Consider the following 19,096-nt stretch of genomic DNA (forward strand, 5'->3'; position numbering starts at 1 on the left):
GGCATGATCGCCATTCTGGGCGCAGGTTCTCTGGGGCGGCTGTGGGCCGCCTCATTGCCTTCCGGCCGGGTTGCATTCATTGCCCGGCCTGCTGAGCTGCCCGGGGCCAGCATTCGCTATCGGTTCCGGCCTTTCAATGGACCAGAAACGGACATCCACGTTCCCTGGCTGACCGCCGGCGACATTCCCGAAGTGGTTCTGGTCACCACCAAGGCTGGCGACACCTTTGAGGCAATTGCCGGAGTAATCGACCGGTTTCCCCGGCAAACCCCGATCCTTCTCTTTCAGAACGGCCTCGGCAGCCAGCAAAGGGTGGCCGCCCGATGGCCGGAACATCCTGTTCTGGCGGCCAGCACCACCGAAGGCGCCAACCGGCCGGAGCCGGATCTGCTGGTCCACGCCGGAACGGGCGACACCTGGGTCGGGCCGATGACCGAATCCGCTGGCCACCAACTCAACACTGTCGTCGAGTTGCTGAACGCCAGCGGTCTGACCATACACCCCGAGCAAGCCATCTTGCAGCGACTCTGGCAAAAGCTCGTTATCAACGCCGGAATCAACCCCTACACCGCCCTGCTGGATTGCCCCAACGGCGATATCCTTGCCTCCGCCCTCTATCAGGACACCATCGACAGGCTATGCCACGAACTGTCCGAGCTGATGCGGGCCAGCGGCCAAGGTGAGCAAACTCCGGAAGCCCTTCGTCACCAGATAGAAACCGTTGCCCGCAAGACCGCCAGAAACACGTCGTCCATGCGTGCCGATGTTCTCAACGGCCGCACCACCGAGATAAACTTCATCAACGGCTATCTTGCGAAGCTGGGGAAGGACCTCGGGATCCAGACACCGGTGAACCAAATGCTCACTCAACGGGTACAACAACTGTCGACACATTAACAGGAGCAGACCGATGGGCAACCGCCTTTCCAAGATTTATACGCGCACGGGAGATGATGGCTCTACAGGCCTTGCCGATGGCAATCGCATCGCCAAAAACGCGCAGCGGGTCGAAGCCATGGGAACCGCCGACGAGCTGAACTGCCATATCGGCTTACTGATCGAAACTCTCGACAGTGACGACGAACTGGTTGAGAGCCTGCGACGCATTCAGCACCACCTGTTTGACCTGGGCGGCGAGCTTGCCATTCCTGGCAGCCGCGTGATTGGTGATGACCACATTGAATGGCTGGAGAACACCCTGGACCAGCACAATGAGGATCTGCCACCACTTAAGAACTTTGTCCTGCCCGGCGGCACCCCCTCAGCAGCCCAGTGTCACCTGGCCCGTGCCGTTTCCCGTCGAGCCGAACGCGTGGTCGTTGCCCTTGGCCATGAGGATTCCATTAACACGGCCTCGCGGCACTACCTCAACCGGCTGTCAGATCTACTGTTCGTTATCGCCCGGGTGCTTGCTCGCCGTGAAGGTGGCGAGGAAATTCTCTGGGAGCAAAAAAAATCCGGCCTCTGAGGGCCGGATTTTTCTACAACAGACTGGATCTTATGATCAGACCTTGAAGGCATCAACCAACCGCTGAAGCGAAGCCGTCAGTTCTGACATCTCCCTTGATGAACCCAGCGTCTCCTCGGCGTTGGCAGCGGTTTTTTTGCCGAGCTCGCCAATCTGCTCAACGTTCGAATTCACGTTCTTCGCGACGGCGGACTGTTCCTCCGCAGCCTGAGCAATCTGGTGGCTCATATCCACAATGACCGCGATACCGTTCGCTATCCGGTCCAGAGCTTCGGTCACTTCACCCGACTTCTGCACCGTTGTTTCGGTCACATCCCGGCTGTTAGTCATGGCGGACACAGCTTCCTTAACACCGCTCTGCAGCCTTGAGATCATCCCTTCAATCTCTTCGGTCGACTTGTGGGTACGCTGTGACAGCGACCGGACTTCATCGGCAACGACCGCAAACCCGCGCCCCTGCTCACCTGCTCTGGCTGCTTCGATTGCAGCGTTCAACGCCAGAAGATTGGTCTGCTCTGCAATGGCCTTGATTTCCACAAGAACCTGGCTGATGTTGTCGCTGTCTTTGCTGACCCGATTGATCACCTCAACCGCACCGGAGATCTCGGTGGCCAGTTTGTTGATCGTGCCGACCGTGTCGGCAACCACGCCCCGCCCGGTTTCAGTATCCCGCTCGGCATTGCCGGCACTGTCGGCTACCCGGTGAGCACTCTCAGTCACCTCATGAACCGCCTCGACCATCTGGTTCATGGCCTCATTGATCTGGCCGCTCTCTTCCATCTGGCGTGCCACCGCCTCGCTGTTGGCCGCCGCCGTGTCATTGACCCGGGTTGCCTGCTGGTCCACATCGGCCGTGGTCCGGCCGACGGAGCGAATCAGGTCGGCAATCCGGTCTGTCATATTATTGAATTCGGTCGTCAGCTCACCCAGTTCGTCGCGGTTGCTCAATGAGATATGGGTCGTCATATCGCCCGCCGCCACACTCCTCGCGGCCTGGCTGAACCGATTGATGGCCGTGCGCACTGACATGAAGAAACCGATGTAGAGATAAACAACCACCAGCAGGATGGCAATCAGTGCAATGATAATAAGTCGTCGCTGGTTGATCTCACTGTCGAGCCTTGACCGGAGGTTGGTCTCAACCACATCGAATGCCGCGGCTTTGACCCGATCAAAATGAGCCAGCTCGGCTGATATGAATTCGTCATAGTCCTGCCAGGGCATTTCAAGGCGCATGGGCGTAATGACATTCCGGTCCAGCTGATCACGGACGACCGTCAGGCTCTCCTCAACCCTGGTGATCGCATCACCCGCTTGGCTCACCAGATCCGGCGACGATTCAGAGACCACAGACAACGCTGGCGAAAGCAGCGAGCTGCGATTGGTCAGTTGGTCATAAACTTCATTCAGGGTTTCGCTTAGGGCGTAACCAACCTGACCTTCGACCAGCGCATACATACCGTAGGACTTTGCCCGGCCGATAACCGTACGTGCCGCCGGGAGTGAATCACGGATCAGACCCAGAGTAAGCTGGTTTTCTCTGGAAGTTCCTTGCCCCAGGCCGGATATTTCTATCGTGGCGGGCAATAGGGCCTGGGCCTTCTGGACAAACTCCTGGTAGTACTTGAACTGGGAATCGAAATTACCCAGATAGTTCTCATCGGCTCGAAGGCCCTTCCATTCCTGCCGAAGGGCTTCTACCTGTTCAGCCCACGAACCGGAGGTATCAAACGAACGATTCTCGTTGACCAGGGCCTCAAGAGTGGCGTCTAAAGAAGCTGCAGCGTCCTCCGACAGCGCCTTGATGGCACTTTCCTCCTTGATGACAGCGGGAGAGCGGTAGTCGCGATAATTCATTGCGGCATCCACGAGCCGGTCAACCTGCTGCAACTGTTCAAGCCCCTCAACGCCGCGGGTCATGGTTTGAACCGAGCGATTGAGCTCGGAGATAACAAGCCAGGACAGTCCGCCAATAGGTAATAGAAACAGAATACTAATGAGACTGAACTTGTAGACCATCGGCAGCCGGTTCATCAGTGCAATAGCGGGATTAATGAGTTGCTTCACGGTGAACCTCGCGCTGGAGCTTTAACAACTGAATAAGTATTCTTTTTTTTATATTGTCGCTTAAAGTCTTAAAAACTTAAGCATTATTTGTTGTTAAACTGTAATGTTTTATAAATTTCGGTCAGACAACACCGGAAATAACCAGCAAAGCGAGGGTGCAGATCCATACCAGCATGCTTCTGTTCAGCAAATCCCTTACTGCACTGAGACTTCTCCCCCCAAAAGCTGTCCACTCATCTTTATGAATCCGCGAGAATCGGGCCGGATCCAGTGCATATCCGGTTAACGACCCGTTGGCGGAAATCATGAGCACTTCACCGGATTTTTTTGTCACTCCTGTCAGGGTATGGCGGGTTTCCCGCAGCCAGCCGGCGAGGTCCCCGGCAACTCCAAAGGTGAGTGACAGCAGCCTGGCCGGAACCCACTCCGCCCATTCGGCCATTCCAGCGAACCTGGACCGAGCCGGTGCCTGAGGCCACTGATCCGCAAGCGCCACAAGCCCCCGGGCCAACACCGCCAAACCGATACCACCGACGACATACCAGAAGGCCACCAGGAAGAAGCGCTGAAATACCGACATCATCAGCGCCTTGGAGAGGGAGAGATGCATTGCCTCCGGGGACAGCGCAGCACCACGCTCTGCGCCGGGCAAATGGTCTTTTACGTGGAGCCAGGCCGACTGCATATCTCCCCGCTGCCATGCCTCTGCATAGGCCCGCAATACCGGTCGCCAACCGGGTGTTCCCATGAGGACCACCAGAGCCAGGAACTCAATGGGATACGTTGCCATCCGCCAGCCGGAAGAGGTCAGTAAATACTCCGCCAGCGCCAGCAAGAATGCCGGAAGAACGACCAATGCAAGCCCGGCCATAATTCCGGTCTCCTGACCCGCTTTTACCCGGCTGCCATTGCGAAACCAACGGCGCCAAACGTCATCACCGTTGAGTAAGTCCAGGGAGTCCAGGCGCCGGCGAACCATATAAGCCAGGAGAAACACGATCAGGACCATTTACGCTCCCCTCCTTGCCGACCGGTTATCATCAAGGACTGCCGCAAAATGCTCCCAGTCAAACGCCGGTCCAGGATCGGTCTTCCGGCCAGGGGCGATATCGCAATGGCCAGTAATGCGTCGGTCAGTTATGTCCGGCCACGCGGCCATAATCAGGTCCGCTACCTGTGCCAGCCTGCGATATTGTTCCGGGGTGTAAGGCGTGTCATCGGTACCCTCAAGCTCGATACCAATGGAAAAATCGTTACATTCTTCCTGACCCTCAAAATACGAACGCCCGGCGTGCCACGCGCGATCCAGCAGGCTGACAAACTGCACAACGGCGCCATCACGGCGAATCAACAGGTGGGCCGACACATGGATGCCAGCCAGGGCTTCAAAATAGGGATGAGCAGAATGGTCCAGGCAGTTACAGAAGAAGTCTTCTATTTCCCGGCCACCAAACTGCCCTGGGGGAAGACTGATGTTGTGGACAACCAGCAGGGAGATCGAAACCCCTTCAGGACGAGGACCGAAATTTGGAGAAGGACACCAGCGTGCAAAAGGAATCCTGCCGGTTTCACGAAGCGCATTTCGGTCGGCACCGGAATCGGGAGAGCTCGCGGACAAAACGTCTGAATAAGGCAAAGTAATTCCAAAAGTTTCAGAGGATTACAGCCTCTGATTGAATCACAAACCTGCCCTGGTTGCCATGAATCAGTCTTTGCGGCTGCTACGAAGGTTATCGATGATCGACTCTAGTGCGCGGTCAAAGATCAGACCATCATCCAGCATGCTGATCCTGCCCGCCTCCATGTCCGCAGCCAGTTCCTGACGATGGTATTCCGCAACCTTGGCGCCACTTCGGTTGACGAAGATGTACTTGCCCGTCGCTTTGATAAAAGCGGCAAGCTTGCATCGAACCTTGGTTTCTTCACGGGTGAGTTCGATCCAGGACCCCACCCGAAGGCTGTCCGCCTTCTCCAGCCACTGTGGCGATACCGGATCGGCCTCTGGTGCCACCTGTGCGGGTTCGTCCGCCGGGCGCAAGGGTTCCGGCTGAGCCACATCCTCGCCCGGCGTCTCTGGCGGCGTCGATCGAGCATCCTCTTCAGAAGGCGCTTTCCGGGACGGCGCGGTGACAAGTCGCTGGAACACATCAACGTGAGCGAGCTCCAGATCGCGGATAGCCGCATCGGTGGCAAACGGATCCCAGGAGATTTCCTGCAGTGCTTTACGAAGGTCATCAACGATGGCAGGAATAGCCCGCAACAACTCGCTACGGGTTGCTTCACTGACCGGGCGTGGATCGACGCTCCAGACCAGTTGCTCGGTCAGGTTCCGGGCATGCTGCCAGCGCGCGCTGTCCTCACCTTCCCTCAATACAACCCACTGCAAATACCGGGTCCAGGGCTCATTCAGTAAGCCTGCAACCGGCTCCGGAATATCACGCTGTCCACTCAGATCCTGCACTAGCCCTTCTGCTGCTTCGGAAGCGCGTTCCTGGCGGGCCCGCCCTTCTTCCGCATCGCGAAGTCGCTGTTCCACCAGCTCCCGCCGCCTGCGGTCAAGGTCCATGAAGTGGCTGAAGTCCTCCAGCAACTCCTCGAACAGTGCCACGTTATTGGTGAACTCGTTCAGAACACGACCCACCACAGATTCAATTTTCTCCCGCAGAGGGTCACGCTGCCCAGTCTTTTTCTCTGTCCAGCCGATTGCCGAGAGCGCGAGTTCATTGAGCAGTTTGCGAACCGGGTGACCACCCCGATTGAAGAAGTTCTTGTCACTGAGGGCGACTTTCAGCACCGGGATCTGCAACCGCCCGATCAATGCCTTCATGACCGGATGCAACTGCCGATCTTCCAGAATGAAGTCGAACAACATGGACACCAGATTGATTACATCACTGTCCATCTGCCCCGGATTCAGATTCTGACCTTCTCCGGAACGAAGAATGGGTTTTAGCTGCTCATTAAGGGGCACGACGACACCGTCACCCCACTGGCCGCTATTGGATTGTGCTTCCGTCAGGCGGGCCATGAGACGATCAGTATCAATGTAACCTGCACCGCCATAGCCTCCGCCACCGGATGTGGCATCGCCCTGATGTAACAGGGCGCTGAGCTCGGAGAACGTCGCCTGGGATGAGGGCCCGCCATAGCTTTCACCGGCAGGTCCCGACGGAACATCAGCGCCGGAGGCAGCACCCGTGCCACCAACTCCGGACCTTTGACCGGACCGGGCTGGCCCTTTTCCTGCCGGCGGACGCTTCATCTCTGGCAACACGCCCTCATTGATCAGCGTGCGGTTCGCCTCTTTGTAAAAGTCACCCAGTGTGTCGGCAAGCAGACGGTCAAACAGCTTGAGGACCACCAGTTTGGCCCGTATGTCTATGTCGAGGTCGGCACAGGCTTCAGCCACGCCGCCACAGATAATTTCCGGGCTCAGCGGCATCTGTGCATCTTTCAGGTTAATACCCGGTACCACATAGCCAACCCGCACGGTCAGCAGGCGGATCTGTTCGGTATTACGATTCCGGAGCTTATTAATCAGGTTATCGATGGCAACCTGCTGCTCCAGCTGCGAATGGTCCACCAGGCTGAGAGAATCCTGATCAATGTCCTCCAGAGTGCCCGTTGCCAGTTGGGGCTGGAACTTTCCGATTTCGTTGAACGCCTGGCTGACATACTGGAGCATCGACACCACCATGGCCTTGCGGCGTAGCCTGAGCTCACGCATGGCATCAAAATAAGCGGTCTGGTCGAGGTTTGTGCCTGCCCGGTCAGCAAGCTCGAACAGGGCATCATCGGCGCGATCAAAAAAGCTGGCAAGAACGGATTTCAGTGACTGACCCGAAGCGTCACGCAGGCGAACCAGCGCAGCCGGCAACGAAAACCGGGCAGGCGCTTTCTGGCCTGAAAAGCTGACAACCTTGTTATCGTGCGCCATGAAACTGCTCCGGGTCTTGATCGACAAGTATCTGAACTTCTCTCCACTTCACATGATACGAGCTGCCTGCGTCAGGTTGTGTCAGAATTTGTCACCTTTTGTGTAGACCTGACCTGCATCACACTTTGTAAACCCAACACTAAGAGTAGCAGGTGGGCGTCGCGAGCTTGGTGATTCACTGAGGGCCCTTTAGAATGACCACCTTCATCAATGTTCCACCCCAAAACCACCGGACGTGCTTCCCTATGATCACTGCAGAACTTCTCCGCCAGGCCCGAATCGAAAATGTTGCCCAGAGCCTGCGGGAAGATATTGGAGAAGGCGACATCACAGCACTGCTTATTTCGTCGGAAAAGCGCGCCAGCGGCCGGGTCATTACCCGGGAGGCCGCCACCGTTGCCGGTCGAGAGTGGGTTGAAGAGGTTTTCCGGCAGGTTGATCCGTCGGTAACGCTTGCCTGGCAGGTTGCCGATGGAGATACCGTGTCACCCGATCAGGTACTGTTCACCATGGAAGGTCCTGCAAGAAGCTTGCTCACCGCGGAACGGTCGGCCCTGAACTGGTTGCAGACCCTCTCTGGCGTCGCCACCGCCTGCGCAGGGTATTCTGCCAGGGTGACCCACACTGGCGTTCGCCTGCTGGATACCCGGAAAACCCTGCCCGGGCTGCGGCTGGCCCAGAAGTACGCCGTTACCTGTGGCGGCTGTTACAACCATCGCATCGGCCTGTGGGACGCGTTTCTGATCAAGGAAAACCACATTGCCGCCTGCGGCTCCATCGCCGATGCCGTTCTTACAGCTCAACGGATTGCACCTGGCAAACCCGTGGAAGTGGAAACCGAAAACCTTGACGAACTGGACCAGGCCCTCAATGCCGGTGCCGACATCATCATGCTGGACGAATTTTCGCTGGAAGACATGCGCACGGCGGTCACCATGACCTCTGGCAGGGCAAAGCTCGAGGCGTCTGGCGGCATAAACCCAACCACACTGGTACCGATCGCAGAAACCGGTGTGGACTTCATCTCGATTGGCGCACTGACCAAGGACGTCAGGGCCGTGGATCTGTCCATGAGGCTGGACTGATCAGCCTCCGGACAGCAAGCGGTCGATTTCCTCCAGCTCCCTGACCAGCGCGCTGCCAGGTTCTGGCCGGCCACGGAAATGCTCCTCAGCCATGGGCGCTATGCCGGAAATCGCCGGCAGCGGGTGGTCGCTCTCGATAATCACTTTCATTCTGGTCACGAACACAAACTGCAGCCACTGGTGAAACTCCAGGGTATCGATGCAGAACGGCTGGGTACTCTGAAAGGCCTCCTCCGGAGGCGGCTTGGACTCCCAAAGTCCGAGCTGACGTAATTCCATCTCAATTTTCAACAGGCGGTCTGCAACCTGCCCGATCGGATTGTCGGGTTTGGTCATATCAGTCTCTCTTCAGTCAATCAGTGGCTCCAGTTCCACGGTTTCACCATGAAGAACCCGGAACAGGTCTTCGTACTGGCGAGTCAATGGGTGCTTGGGCGCCATGTGAATGAGGGGCTGTCGGCTCTGGTGGGACTCTTTCATTTTCACCGAACTCGACAGCCGCACCGGCAACACCGGCAATCCTTCTTCGATGAGCTCCCGGACCAGCTGTCTCGGCAAACTGGCCCGGGGCTGGAACTGATTAGCAATAATTCCCTCAACAACCAGGTCTTCGTTGTGGTCTTCCTGGAGATCGCGGATTTCGTTGAGAATGTTGTAAAGAGCCTGTCGGGAAAAATCGTCACAATCGAACGGTATCAGGCAGCGCTGGGCCGCTATGAGCGCTGACCGGGTGTAAAAGTTGAGCGCTGGCGCCGTATCGATGTAAATGGCGTCAAAGGTTTCCTCCAGTTTCTTGAGAGCCTCGCGCAGCTTGTAGATCTTGTGCTTGGCCTCCAGCTTGCGTTCAAGGAAGTCCAGCTCCGGGCTGGACGGCATCACGAACAGATTCTTGAACGGTGTAGCATGAACGAATTCGTCCGGACGGCGATTGAACACTGTAAATGCAACGGTCTGTTCAAGCAGATCAGCGGCGGTATCCTTGAGCTCACTGGCCGGCTTTCCCAACAGATAATGGGTGGAGTTCCCCTGGGGGTCCAGATCCACAACCAGCGTTCGTTTTCCCCGAGCTGCGCTGATAGCAGCAAGATTGCAGGTGATACTGGACTTGCCGACACCGCCTTTCTGGTTGAATACCACCCGTCTCATTTCGCCTCTCCCTTGATATGCACGTATCGTTGTTTTAATGCCACTTTAACCTCGCGGGCTTTCACCATCCCATGACCGCTTTCACAAAAGGGATCGTGAGCCTTCGCTGAGCCTGAAGTGAATTTTCATCCAGTATATCCAGAATGCCCAGCAAATCCCCCAACCGTCGGGGCGCGCGGCGCATAATGTAGCCAGCGACATCATCGGCCATCACCAAACCGCGTTTTTCAGCCCGCGCCATCAGGATCTTCAGTCGATCATCATCCCGGTAAATACCCAGTTGGATGGTCAAACCGTGGCTGAGCCGCGATACCAGGTCTGGCAGTTCGAATGGCAGGTTGGCCGGCAGGTCCGACAAGCTCACCATCAACAGTCCACCCTGATCCTGTATCCGGTTATACAAATGGAAAATGGCTTCTTCCCAGACCCGGTCACCCGCAATGCGGTCCAGGTCATCCAGACAGATGATCTCCTGGGCCTCAAGGCCGGAAAGTGCCTCGGGACCAAAGGGCTGGAGCTCGGCAATACTGATGCAGACCACAGCCTTGCCCTGGTTTTCGCCGTAATGGCAAACCGCCTGCAGGAGATGGCTTTTCCCGGTATCGGAATCTCCGCACAGGGCAACCACGGGGACCCCGGCGGGCTGATGACACACCGCCTCCAGACGTTTCGCAGCATCCGTATTACGATCACCGTGGAAGTTATCGAAGCGCGCATCGTCACGCAGCTTGACGCCAAGTACCAGCTGGGATGCACTCATGACCGCTTAGCCCTCCAGGCCCGCAAACCCCAGACACAGATGTAATGAACACCGCTGAACACCGCAGAGGCGGCCGCCAGCACGATGCCGACATCCACCACCCAGGGCGGCATGGGCAAATCGGCCAGCAGCACGATGATCGCCAGAGCCACCAGAATCTGAACAAAGGTATTCACCTTACCAGGGATACTCGGCTCCATATCATAGCGGCCAACTCCATAATGGTACGCCAGCGCGCCAGCGACGATCAGCAGGTCCCGCCCCAGAACGACTATAAACAGCCATACCGGCAGGACAGAGGTCAGTGTAAGCATGAGGTAGGCGGTGATCAGCAAGGCCTTGTCGGCAAGAGGATCAGCAATGGCACCGAGCCTGGAGCGCCAGTTAAAGTGTCGGGCAAGGAACCCGTCAACTGCATCGGTGCCAGCAGCCAGGAAAAAAATGACCAACGCCTGCCGGTAATCTCCGGCCAGCAACGCACCTGCAAAGGGAGCTATCAGAAGAACGCGCAGAAACGTCAGGGCATTAGGAATCCAGCGCCAGCTGTGCAAATTCAAAAGGCTCCCTCCGGTAACGACTTACCCTCCGCCATCGCTCCCGATGACAGACTGCGGTTGCCAACGATAATACAGGACCTGGTACAGGGATTCGAACGCCTGTCTGGCATCCTCTTCATCAACAGGCACCGGTTCATAGGTAAACATGGACGGACTGTCTAAATCTCCCACCGATGGCTGCGATCCAGCACTCTCGGGGGCGATTTCCGTTTCTGGCACGTCCAAAGGCGGCTGACTGTCCAAAGGCGGCTGACTGGATGACGACGGAACTTCAGCTGGAACAGACGGATTTTCCGTTCCCAGCGAGACGAATCTCGGATCGAGTGCAATGTACTCCTTGAGCTGATCCAGCTCACCGGAAAAAGCGACTCTCAGCGTCAGCTGGTCATCTCTTACCCGGTGGGCACCCACACTGACCACAGGCGTCAGCCCCCCGAGCACCTGGTTCACCCTGGCATAGTCCTCGAGCGAGCTTACACCACGAACCACAATATCCACTTGCGGGGACTCGCCAACCTCTGCAGCATCGACAGCATAGCGGCTGGCGTAAAGCTCGGCCCAGCGATTAATCATCGCCTCGGCCAGGGCGTCACGGGTCGGAGCGGTTACCGATTCCTCGCCCGCGTTCATCGCCATACCATCAAAAACCCAGCCGGCACGCCACTGATCGCCAACGCGACTGACTCGCACCAATGCCAGCACATCGTGCTCCAGATCACCCGATGCCGCCTTCACGCGACCCACGAACTGGCCCCAGATGTCTGACAACAGTTCCCGGTCCGTGGTGAAACTTGCCGGAGGCAGCGCCACAGGCAACCCCCGCTTTCTCGCTGCCGCGTCAAAGGCCGCTTGCCAGGTTCCACTGGTTTCCCGGGTGCCCATCGCGGCCTCCTGCGCATCATCAGTTACCAGGGTGCGGGAGCCCCGCTCCTCGGCCGCGATCCAGGCGAGTGTCAGGGGGCGGTTGGCGCCCCACACCGGCGCATTGATCGAGGCCAGGGCCCGGTTTACACCTACCGCGCCGAAGGACATGTCCAGGACGCTCTGACCAGAATCATCCCGGGCTACCTGATAAGAGAGTAGCAAGGATTCAGCATCGGACAGCAGCGCTTCGACGCCTTCTATGGACAGCACATCCCGGGTGCCCGAGACACGAACCAGAACCTGGCTCAAACCATCTGAATACCCTTCGGCCAGCTGACCAGGGGAGGCGCCGGCCACCGGCACCCTGGCAGAATACAAACCGGACACCGTTACCGCCGCCGCCGGGCCGGCCATGCCCCCCAGTAGAAACGTGAACAACACGAAAACCCACGCTGCCGTTACTGACCTATGTGCCGGCTTTTGTCCTGATACTGTCATGAAACACCCTGCAGTTCGCATGAATGGCGCATAGGATACACCATGGCCCAGAGTGTGAGTAGCGGCGCCAGATTTCAGAAAAGCAATATACATTTGGAGCGCCACACTGCACCTGTTAAAATCCGCCGCCTGACCCACTGGCCAACGGTTAAGTACACCATGAGCGAACAGAAGCCCTCCCTGACCTACCGCGATGCCGGCGTTGATATCGACGCCGGCAATGAACTCGTCAGCCGCATCAAGGAAACCGCAGCGCGCACCCGCCGCCCGGAGGTTCTGGGTGGCCTCGGTGGCTTCGGCGCCATGGTTTCGATTCCCGCCGGATACAATGAGCCGGTCCTGGTTTCCGGCACCGACGGGGTTGGCACGAAGCTGAGATTGGCGATGCAGCTGAACAAGCATGACAGCATTGGCATTGATCTGGTCGCCATGTGTGTAAACGATCTCGTGGTCGGCGGCGCCGAGCCCCTGTTTTTCCTGGATTACTACGCCACCGGTAAACTCAATGTCGACGTTGCCGCCCAGGTGGTCGCCGGAATCGGCCAAGGTTGCGAACAGGCGGGCTGTGCACTGGTGGGCGGTGAGACTGCCGAAATGCCGGGCATGTACGAAGGCGACGACTACGACCTGGCCGGCTTCTGTGTCGGCGTTGCCGAACGCAGTGAAATCATCGACGGCAGCCGCGTTCAGTCCGGTGATATTCTGCTCGCACTGGGATCATCTGGCCCCCACTCGAATGGCTATTCGCTGATTCGGAAAATACTCGAAGTGAGCAGTGCCGACCTGAATCAGCCCATGGGCGAGACCACCCTGGCCAACGCCCTGATGGCGCCCACCCGAATTTACGTGAAAAATCTGCTACAGCTTATTCGCGAAGTGGACGTGCGTGCACTGTCCCATATCACCGGCGGCGGACTGCCAGAAAACATTCCCCGGGTACTGCCGAAGGGCAGCGTAGCCGCAATCGATACCACGAGCTGGACGCTGCCGCCAGTGTTCCAGTGGCTCAAAGACAATGGCGGCGTGGCCAGCGAGGAGATGTACCGAACCTTTAACTGCGGCATCGGCATGATCGTCTGCGTACCTGCAAACCAGAAGGAATTGGCTCTGGATACCCTGAAAGCACTGGGGGAACATGCCTGGCAGGTCGGCATCATGGAAAGTGCAGACAGCGAAGAGGCAGATTCGGCCGTTCGCTACGCACCAGGACTTCTGTCGGTATGAAGGCTGACCAGACCCCGTTGCCGAGAATTCTGGTGCTGGCCTCTGGCAGCGGCACCAACCTGCAGGCATTGATTGACGCGAGCCGTGAACGGGAATTTCCAGGGCAGATTGTTGCCGTCGGCTGTAACCAGCCGGGGGCTTTTGCCCTGGAGCGTGCAGCTCAAGCCAACATTGAAACCTTTGTGGTAAACCACAAGGATTTCGGCTCCCGGGAAGAGTTTGATGCGTCCCTTATGGCGGAGATTCTCCGCCATAATCCGGATCTGATCGTGCTGGCGGGTTTCATGCGGATTCTGACCACCGATTTCGTCCGGGCCTTCCGGGGCAAGATACTCAACATCCACCCTTCCCTGCTGCCGAAATACACCGGCCTGAAGACCCATCAAAGAGCGCTGGAAGCCGGCGACAAAGTTCATGGGGTTTCCATTCATTTCGTGACAGAGGAACTGGACGGTGGGCCGGTCATCGCCCAGGCAGAGGTGTTAATCGCACCAGACGACACCCCCGAGTCCCTGGCGGAGAAGGTTCAGGAAAAGGAACATGTGCTTTACCCCATCGTGGTCCGATGGTTCTGTGAGGGGCGGGTTCAGCTGGGCAGCGATTATGTCATGTTTGATGGCGAACCCCTGAGCACACCCATGCGCCTGCCTGATAACTGATCAATGGCCTGAACGAATTGTCATCTCCGCATCTAACCCGAGCAGCTACACTGTCGCCATCGATGACGGTATTTGTTCAGGTTTAACGATATGCGCTCACTACTAGCTTACACACTCCGGGGCGCAGCATTTCTGCTGTGCCTCGGCATTCTGGCAGACCCTGTCCTGGCGGAGACGAACACAGGACTCACACCCTTTGAAGCCAGCTACACGGCGGTCCTGCAAAAAGGCATGTCCCTCAATGGCACCGCAAAACGGACCCTGACATCTCAGGGCAACGATATCTGGCTCTACCGAACCGATGTGAACTCCTTTATTGCAAACATTGATGAATCCCTGATCCTCAGGTGGGAGAAAGGCCGGGTCGTTCCGATAAGGTACCGCTACCACCTTTCCGGGTTTCTGATAAAAGACAGGAAACATTCGATCGATTTCGACTGGCCGGCAGGTGTGGCCACTGGAGAGTACAAAGGCAAGCCCTTTGAAGTCGAACTGGAGGGCGGCGTACTGGATCCGCTCGGCTATCAGCTCCAGCTACACCAGGATATCCGGGGCGGGAAACGTGACATGACCTACAAGGTCATTGATGGCCGGTCCATTGATGAAGAAACATTTGCAGTCATAAACGGCGGGCAAATCAGTACCGGTGGCGACCGCACCGGGACGCTGAAAGCGGAAAAGGTCCGCAAAAACTCCAAGCGCCAAACCCTGATGTGGTTCTCACCCGAGCAGGATTTCCTTCTCGTACGACTGCTTCAGGTGGAGCCGGACGGCAGTACCTACGAGCTGAAACTGAAAGCGGCGGAATTTGGCCCCTAGATTTCGCGCCCAGCCTCACGCCACACCGTTTTGACTTCATCCGCGATGATCCGCAGCCCCTCGGCAACCCGTTCATCTTCCTGGGAATAAGTAACCCGCAGGCATTCGTGCCGGTGCTTCCAGTCATCCTCCGGCAGCCCCGGGAAGAAATAGTGGCCAGAAACGACCAGCACACCACGAGCTTTCAGCCTCTGGTAAAGCGCCAGGCTGGTAATCGGTAGATCCGGGAACCAAAGCCAGAGAAACATCGCGCCCTCAGGCTTGTGGACATACCAACGGCCACTGTCCTCACCCATGGCCTCCCGAAAAACAGCTACCGCCTTCTGCATTTTCGCCTTATAAAACGGGCATACCACATCCCGACTCAATGACAGGATCTCGCCCGAGCGCACCAGGGGTTCCGCCAGCATGGCTCCAAAACTACCGGTGGCCAGATTCATGATGGCGTTAATGCCCGAGAGCGCCTTAATGATCGGCTCAGACGCAATCACAATGCCCGTCCGCGCCGCCGGCAGGCCCAGTTTCGAAAGGCTCAGGCAAAGGATAATCTGCTCATTCCAGGTGGGCGTTGCGTCGACGAAAAGCAGGCTCGGAAACGGTGTTCCATAGGCACCGTCAACGATCAGGGGCACGTCGTGCTCGCGGGCCAACTGTTCCAGGCGCGCCATCTCTTCATCAGTGACCACATTGCCCGTTGGGTTGGTGGGTCGCGATACGCAGATGGCACCCGTCTCGCCAGTGACCTCTACGGCATCGAAGTCCACCCGGTACTTGAATTCGTGGGCATCGGTAAAGGAAATATCCGGCTGAACCGCGTGGAACAGACCAGGTTCGATGCCGGCATCCGCGTAGCCGATGTATTCCGGTGCCAGAGGCAATAGAATATGCTTTCGCAGTCCTTCACCGTAGTCGCCGCCAAACATGTTGAACAGCATGAAGAAGGCGGCCTGACTGCCATTGGTAAGCGCGATGTTCGCGGGCTTCAGGCCCCAGTCGTACTCGCGGTTCAGCATCTCGGCGAGCGAGGCGATAAACCGCTTTTCGCCCTGGGGCGGATCGTAAATGCCCACCAGACGCCGGACATCGCCTTCATTGCGGCTCATGTCGGCCAGAATTTCCTGCACTCGCTGCTGGATCTCGGGAATGTGCCCGGGGTTACCGCCGCCCATCATTATCATGTCATCGCCGGATGCCATGGCATTACCAAGGTCATCCATCAGAGACGTGATACCGGCATCGGCGGTAAATTTGCGTCCAAAAGCAGAGAGTTTCATGAGGTAAATTCCATCTGGCCAGTGCCGACATCAAACAACCACACTGAAAGTGTAGCTCGCCCGCGGGCTTTGCAATTATTCGCTGAGGGAGATGCCCAGGTTGCTGACGCCGTCGTTGCCAGCCTCTTCCCGCAGGCGGGCCACGAATTGATCGGTGGGCGTGCGCTGGCGTTTGAGGTCAAGCACCAGCTCACGCTGGAAGGCCTTGTCGTCCTTCATCAGCGGATGCTGATCCAGCAAGCGAACCAGCTCATCTTCGTCGAGATCTTCACCCTCGGAGAGCTCAATGAAGTTCACCACTGTTGCTGTTGCCATCTGCGAGGCATCGGTTGCCCGGTGTTTACCCGGATTCAGGCGACTGAGCAGAGCCTGTTCCAGCAACTGGCAGAAGTCGAAGGCCGGGTACACGCCGTAGGCATCGTAAGCGTTCACATCCGGAGACAGGGCTTCCAGCTTTGCCAGCAGCTGGGGAATGGCGGACTCCGAGACATCTTTCTGGAGCAGATCCCAGCCAAGGTCCAGCAGCTGGCGCATCTTGGCGCCGGTTTTCAGGTCAACGGCGTCTGCGAACAAGGCGTAGTTGGGGAATGAACGCTCGGCCAGAGCGAGCAGGAAGGCGCATTCGCGCCAGCCCTGCAACTGTGAGACTGCTTTGAGAAACTGGTTGGCGTTCATGTCTTGGGCAACGTTACGCCGGTCTGGCCGAAATATTTGCCGCCCCGGTCTTTGTAGCTGGTCTCGCAGATCTCGTCGGATTCGAAGAACAGCATCTGAGCCACCCCTTCGTTGGCGTAGATTTTAGCCGGCAGGTTGGTGGTGTTAGAAAACTCCAGGGTAACCTGGCCTTCCCACTCGGGCTCAAGCGGGGTGACGTTGACGATGATCCCGCAACGAGCATAGGTGGACTTACCCAGGCAAATGGTGAGCACGCTGCGTGGGATGCGGAAGTATTCCACGGTGCGGGCCAGGGCAAAGGAATTCGGCGGTATGATGCAGACGTCGCCGGTGTAGTTGACGAAGCTGTTTTCGTCGAAGTTCTTCGGGTCCACGGTGGCGGAGTGGACGTTGGTGAAGATTTTGAATTCGTTGCTGCAGCGTACGTCATAGCCATAGCTGGAGGTGCCGTAGGAGATCACGCGGCCTTTTTCGGTTTCACGAACCTGTCCGCTTTCGAACGGTTCGATCATGCCGTGTTGTTCGGACATCCGGCGAATCCACTTGTCGGCTTTGATGCTCATTGGCGAAGTCTCGTAATCACTGGGAAAAATTGAGGCGTAGTTTACCTGTTCCCCGGGAGTCTGTCGAAGCTTCGCGGGCTTACTTCTCCACCTCAATTCAGAGACTGCACTCCTTGGACCTTGGAGGCTGCGGTCACAGCAAAGGTCGTCCAAAAACCGCTACAAGCACGTCCATGTGCGCTTGTTTCCGGCCATCCTTGGCCTCCAACATTTTTGGACGACCTTTCCTGCGCCCGCGAACGGACTTTGGTAGCTGCCGTCCCGGGAGTGTCAGCTAGTGCTCGGTTACTGAAACGCTTGAAATCGAACCGCTGAGATTGTGCTCCCGGGTGGAGAGTTCAGCCCCTACCCTTCTGGCGATATCCCGGTAGCGGCGGGCGACTTCGGAGTCTGGTTCTGCAACTACGGAGGGGGTGCCACCGTCGGTCTGTTCGCGGATGGTCATGTGCAGCGGGAGCTGGCCGAGAAGTGTGGTGCCGTATTCTTCGGCGATGCGGGCGCCGCCGCCGTGGCCGAACAGGGGTTCTTCGTGGCCGCAGTTGCTGCAGATGTGGACGCTCATGTTTTCGACCACACCCAGTACCGGGATGTCGACTTTGCGGAACATTTCGATGCCTTTTTTACCGTCCAGCAACGCGATGTCCTGGGGGGTGGTGACGATGACGGCGCCGGTGACGGGGACTTTCTGGGCCAGGGTGAGCTGGATGTCACCGGTGCCCGGGGGCATGTCGATGATGAGGTAGTCCAGTTCGTTCCACAGGGTCTGTTGCAGCAGTTGCATTACGGCGCCGCTGACCATGGGGCCGCGCCAGACCATAGGAGTTTTGTCGGTGACGACGAAGGCCATTGAGTTGGCCTGCAACCCATGGGCTTCCATGGGGACAAAGTATTTGTTTTCACGGGTGTCGGGGCGTTTGCCTTCGGGTACACCGAGCATCATGCCGATGCTGGGGCCGTAGATGTCGGCATCGAGGATGCCGACTCTGGCGCCTTCCGCTTGCAACGCCAGGGCGAGGTTGACGGCGGTGGTGGATTTGCCGACACCGCCTTTGCCCGAAGCAACGGCGATAATGTTTTTCACGCCGGGGACGGATGGCAGGTCTTTTTGAACCTTATAAGAGTGAATCTTCTGGCCTACGTGAACGTCGGCACTCTCTACACCATCGACAAACTCCAGCGCGTTGGTCACGATTTCCTTCAAGGCACCGGCGATGCCTTTCGACGGATATGGCAGCTCGACCATGAGGGTCACTTTTCCGCTGTCGTCCGCGTTCAGGGATTTTACCGCACCCAGTTCGTAGAGGTCCTTATTGAGATACGGGTCTCGGTACTCGCGAACCGCTGTTTGCAAGGCCTGCTCTGAAATCTGTGTCATGGGGTTCTCCGGAATAAGCTAATGCGCGATTTTAAGCACGGAAACGGGTGATTTGGATGAAAAATATCTGCTCGGAAGGTATCATCTGTGCCCGTTTCTGACCATATGGGGTCTTTACTTGGCGC

The 19,096-nt window shown here is 57.5% G+C and carries 19 protein-coding genes; 6 read left to right on the top strand and 13 right to left on the bottom strand.

Annotated elements, in window-relative coordinates:
• Positions 1-3 precede the first annotated feature (3 nt).
• Together ACN0XM_RS15790 and ACN0XM_RS15795 are read left to right on the top strand one after the other, a co-directional pair.
• Positions 4-897 (top strand): ketopantoate reductase family protein, encoded by an 894-nt coding sequence (locus ACN0XM_RS15790; protein ID WP_417567897.1) that lies wholly within the window; start codon positions 4-6, stop codon positions 895-897.
• A gap of 13 nt (positions 898-910) precedes the next feature.
• On the top strand, positions 911-1,468 hold the full coding sequence (locus tag ACN0XM_RS15795; protein WP_417567898.1) for a cob(I)yrinic acid a,c-diamide adenosyltransferase: 558 nt from the start codon (positions 911-913) through the stop codon (positions 1,466-1,468).
• 36 nt (positions 1,469-1,504) lie between these two features.
• Here ACN0XM_RS15795 and ACN0XM_RS15800 read toward each other — a convergent pair whose 3' ends face one another.
• The 4 genes from ACN0XM_RS15800 to ACN0XM_RS15815 all read right to left on the bottom strand — a co-directional run bounded on the left by ACN0XM_RS15800 (position 1,505) and on the right by ACN0XM_RS15815 (position 7,472).
• The gene (locus tag ACN0XM_RS15800) at positions 1,505-3,535 is read right to left on the bottom strand and encodes a methyl-accepting chemotaxis protein (protein ID WP_417567899.1); all 2,031 of its coding nucleotides are present in this window, start codon (positions 3,533-3,535) and stop codon (positions 1,505-1,507) included.
• A 121-nt stretch (positions 3,536-3,656) separates the two neighbouring features.
• Positions 3,657-4,544, bottom strand: a complete 888-nt coding sequence (locus tag ACN0XM_RS15805) for a histidine kinase (protein ID WP_417567900.1) — start codon at positions 4,542-4,544, stop codon at positions 3,657-3,659.
• Entirely contained in the window at positions 4,545-5,171 is a 627-nt protein-coding gene (gene ampD, locus ACN0XM_RS15810) for a 1,6-anhydro-N-acetylmuramyl-L-alanine amidase AmpD (protein ID WP_417567901.1), read from the bottom strand.
• A 69-nt stretch (positions 5,172-5,240) separates the two neighbouring features.
• On the bottom strand, positions 5,241-7,472 hold the full coding sequence (locus tag ACN0XM_RS15815; RefSeq protein WP_417567902.1) for a DUF1631 domain-containing protein: 2,232 nt from the start codon (positions 7,470-7,472) through the stop codon (positions 5,241-5,243).
• Positions 7,473-7,717: 245 nt separating this feature from the next.
• On the opposite strand from ACN0XM_RS15815, the gene nadC reads away from it, so the two are divergent.
• Positions 7,718-8,557, top strand: coding sequence for a carboxylating nicotinate-nucleotide diphosphorylase (nadC, locus tag ACN0XM_RS15820; RefSeq protein ID WP_417567903.1), 840 nt, complete (start codon positions 7,718-7,720; stop codon positions 8,555-8,557).
• On the opposite strand, the gene ACN0XM_RS15825 is transcribed toward nadC, so the two are convergent.
• The 5 genes from ACN0XM_RS15825 to ACN0XM_RS15845 form a co-directional block, all read right to left on the bottom strand.
• Positions 8,558-8,893, bottom strand: coding sequence for a YqcC family protein (locus ACN0XM_RS15825; protein WP_417567904.1), 336 nt, complete (start codon positions 8,891-8,893; stop codon positions 8,558-8,560). It lies immediately after the preceding gene.
• A gap of 12 nt (positions 8,894-8,905) precedes the next feature.
• Positions 8,906-9,703, bottom strand: a complete 798-nt coding sequence (locus ACN0XM_RS15830; protein ID WP_117620186.1) for a ParA family protein — start codon at positions 9,701-9,703, stop codon at positions 8,906-8,908.
• A gap of 61 nt (positions 9,704-9,764) precedes the next feature.
• Positions 9,765-10,463: a DnaA regulatory inactivator Hda gene (hda, locus tag ACN0XM_RS15835; protein WP_417567905.1), complete on the bottom strand. Its 699-nt coding sequence runs from the start codon at positions 10,461-10,463 to the stop codon at positions 9,765-9,767.
• The gene (locus ACN0XM_RS15840; protein WP_417567906.1) at positions 10,460-11,020 is read right to left on the bottom strand and encodes a CDP-alcohol phosphatidyltransferase family protein; all 561 of its coding nucleotides are present in this window, start codon (positions 11,018-11,020) and stop codon (positions 10,460-10,462) included. Before ACN0XM_RS15840 ends, hda begins: the two co-directional genes overlap by 4 nt.
• Positions 11,021-11,041: 21 nt before the next feature.
• Entirely contained in the window at positions 11,042-12,322 is a 1,281-nt protein-coding gene (locus ACN0XM_RS15845) for a DUF2066 domain-containing protein (protein WP_417567962.1), read from the bottom strand.
• 219 nt (positions 12,323-12,541) lie between these two features.
• Here ACN0XM_RS15845 and purM point away from each other — a divergent pair, with 219 nt between their 5' ends.
• The 3 genes from purM (at position 12,542) to ACN0XM_RS15860 (ending at position 15,084) form a co-directional block, all read left to right on the top strand.
• On the top strand, positions 12,542-13,606 hold the full coding sequence (purM, locus tag ACN0XM_RS15850) for a phosphoribosylformylglycinamidine cyclo-ligase (protein WP_417567907.1): 1,065 nt from the start codon (positions 12,542-12,544) through the stop codon (positions 13,604-13,606).
• The gene (gene purN, locus ACN0XM_RS15855; protein ID WP_417567908.1) at positions 13,603-14,265 is read left to right on the top strand and encodes a phosphoribosylglycinamide formyltransferase; all 663 of its coding nucleotides are present in this window, start codon (positions 13,603-13,605) and stop codon (positions 14,263-14,265) included. The genes purM and purN overlap by 4 nt, the downstream gene beginning before the upstream one ends.
• Positions 14,266-14,355: 90 nt before the next feature.
• On the top strand, positions 14,356-15,084 hold the full coding sequence (locus ACN0XM_RS15860) for a DUF3108 domain-containing protein (RefSeq protein WP_417567909.1): 729 nt from the start codon (positions 14,356-14,358) through the stop codon (positions 15,082-15,084).
• On the opposite strand, the gene ACN0XM_RS15865 is transcribed toward ACN0XM_RS15860, so the two are convergent.
• From ACN0XM_RS15865 to apbC, 4 genes are all read right to left on the bottom strand, one after another.
• Positions 15,081-16,358, bottom strand: coding sequence for a valine--pyruvate transaminase (locus tag ACN0XM_RS15865; RefSeq protein WP_417567910.1), 1,278 nt, complete (start codon positions 16,356-16,358; stop codon positions 15,081-15,083). The genes ACN0XM_RS15860 and ACN0XM_RS15865 overlap by 4 nt on opposite strands.
• Positions 16,359-16,433: 75 nt before the next feature.
• On the bottom strand, positions 16,434-17,033 hold the full coding sequence (locus ACN0XM_RS15870; RefSeq protein ID WP_417567911.1) for a YjaG family protein: 600 nt from the start codon (positions 17,031-17,033) through the stop codon (positions 16,434-16,436).
• Positions 17,030-17,596, bottom strand: coding sequence for a dCTP deaminase (gene dcd, locus ACN0XM_RS15875; RefSeq protein ID WP_070968270.1), 567 nt, complete (start codon positions 17,594-17,596; stop codon positions 17,030-17,032). The genes ACN0XM_RS15870 and dcd overlap by 4 nt, the downstream gene beginning before the upstream one ends.
• A gap of 274 nt (positions 17,597-17,870) precedes the next feature.
• Positions 17,871-18,971 carry an iron-sulfur cluster carrier protein ApbC gene (apbC, locus tag ACN0XM_RS15880; RefSeq protein WP_417567912.1) on the bottom strand — a complete coding sequence of 367 codons (1,101 nt, stop codon included), beginning with the start codon at positions 18,969-18,971 and terminating at the stop codon, positions 17,871-17,873.
• Positions 18,972-19,096: the final 125 nt, after the last annotated feature.

This window comes from Marinobacter sp., assembly GCF_048269445.1.
Taxonomy (GTDB): domain Bacteria; phylum Pseudomonadota; class Gammaproteobacteria; order Pseudomonadales; family Oleiphilaceae; genus Marinobacter.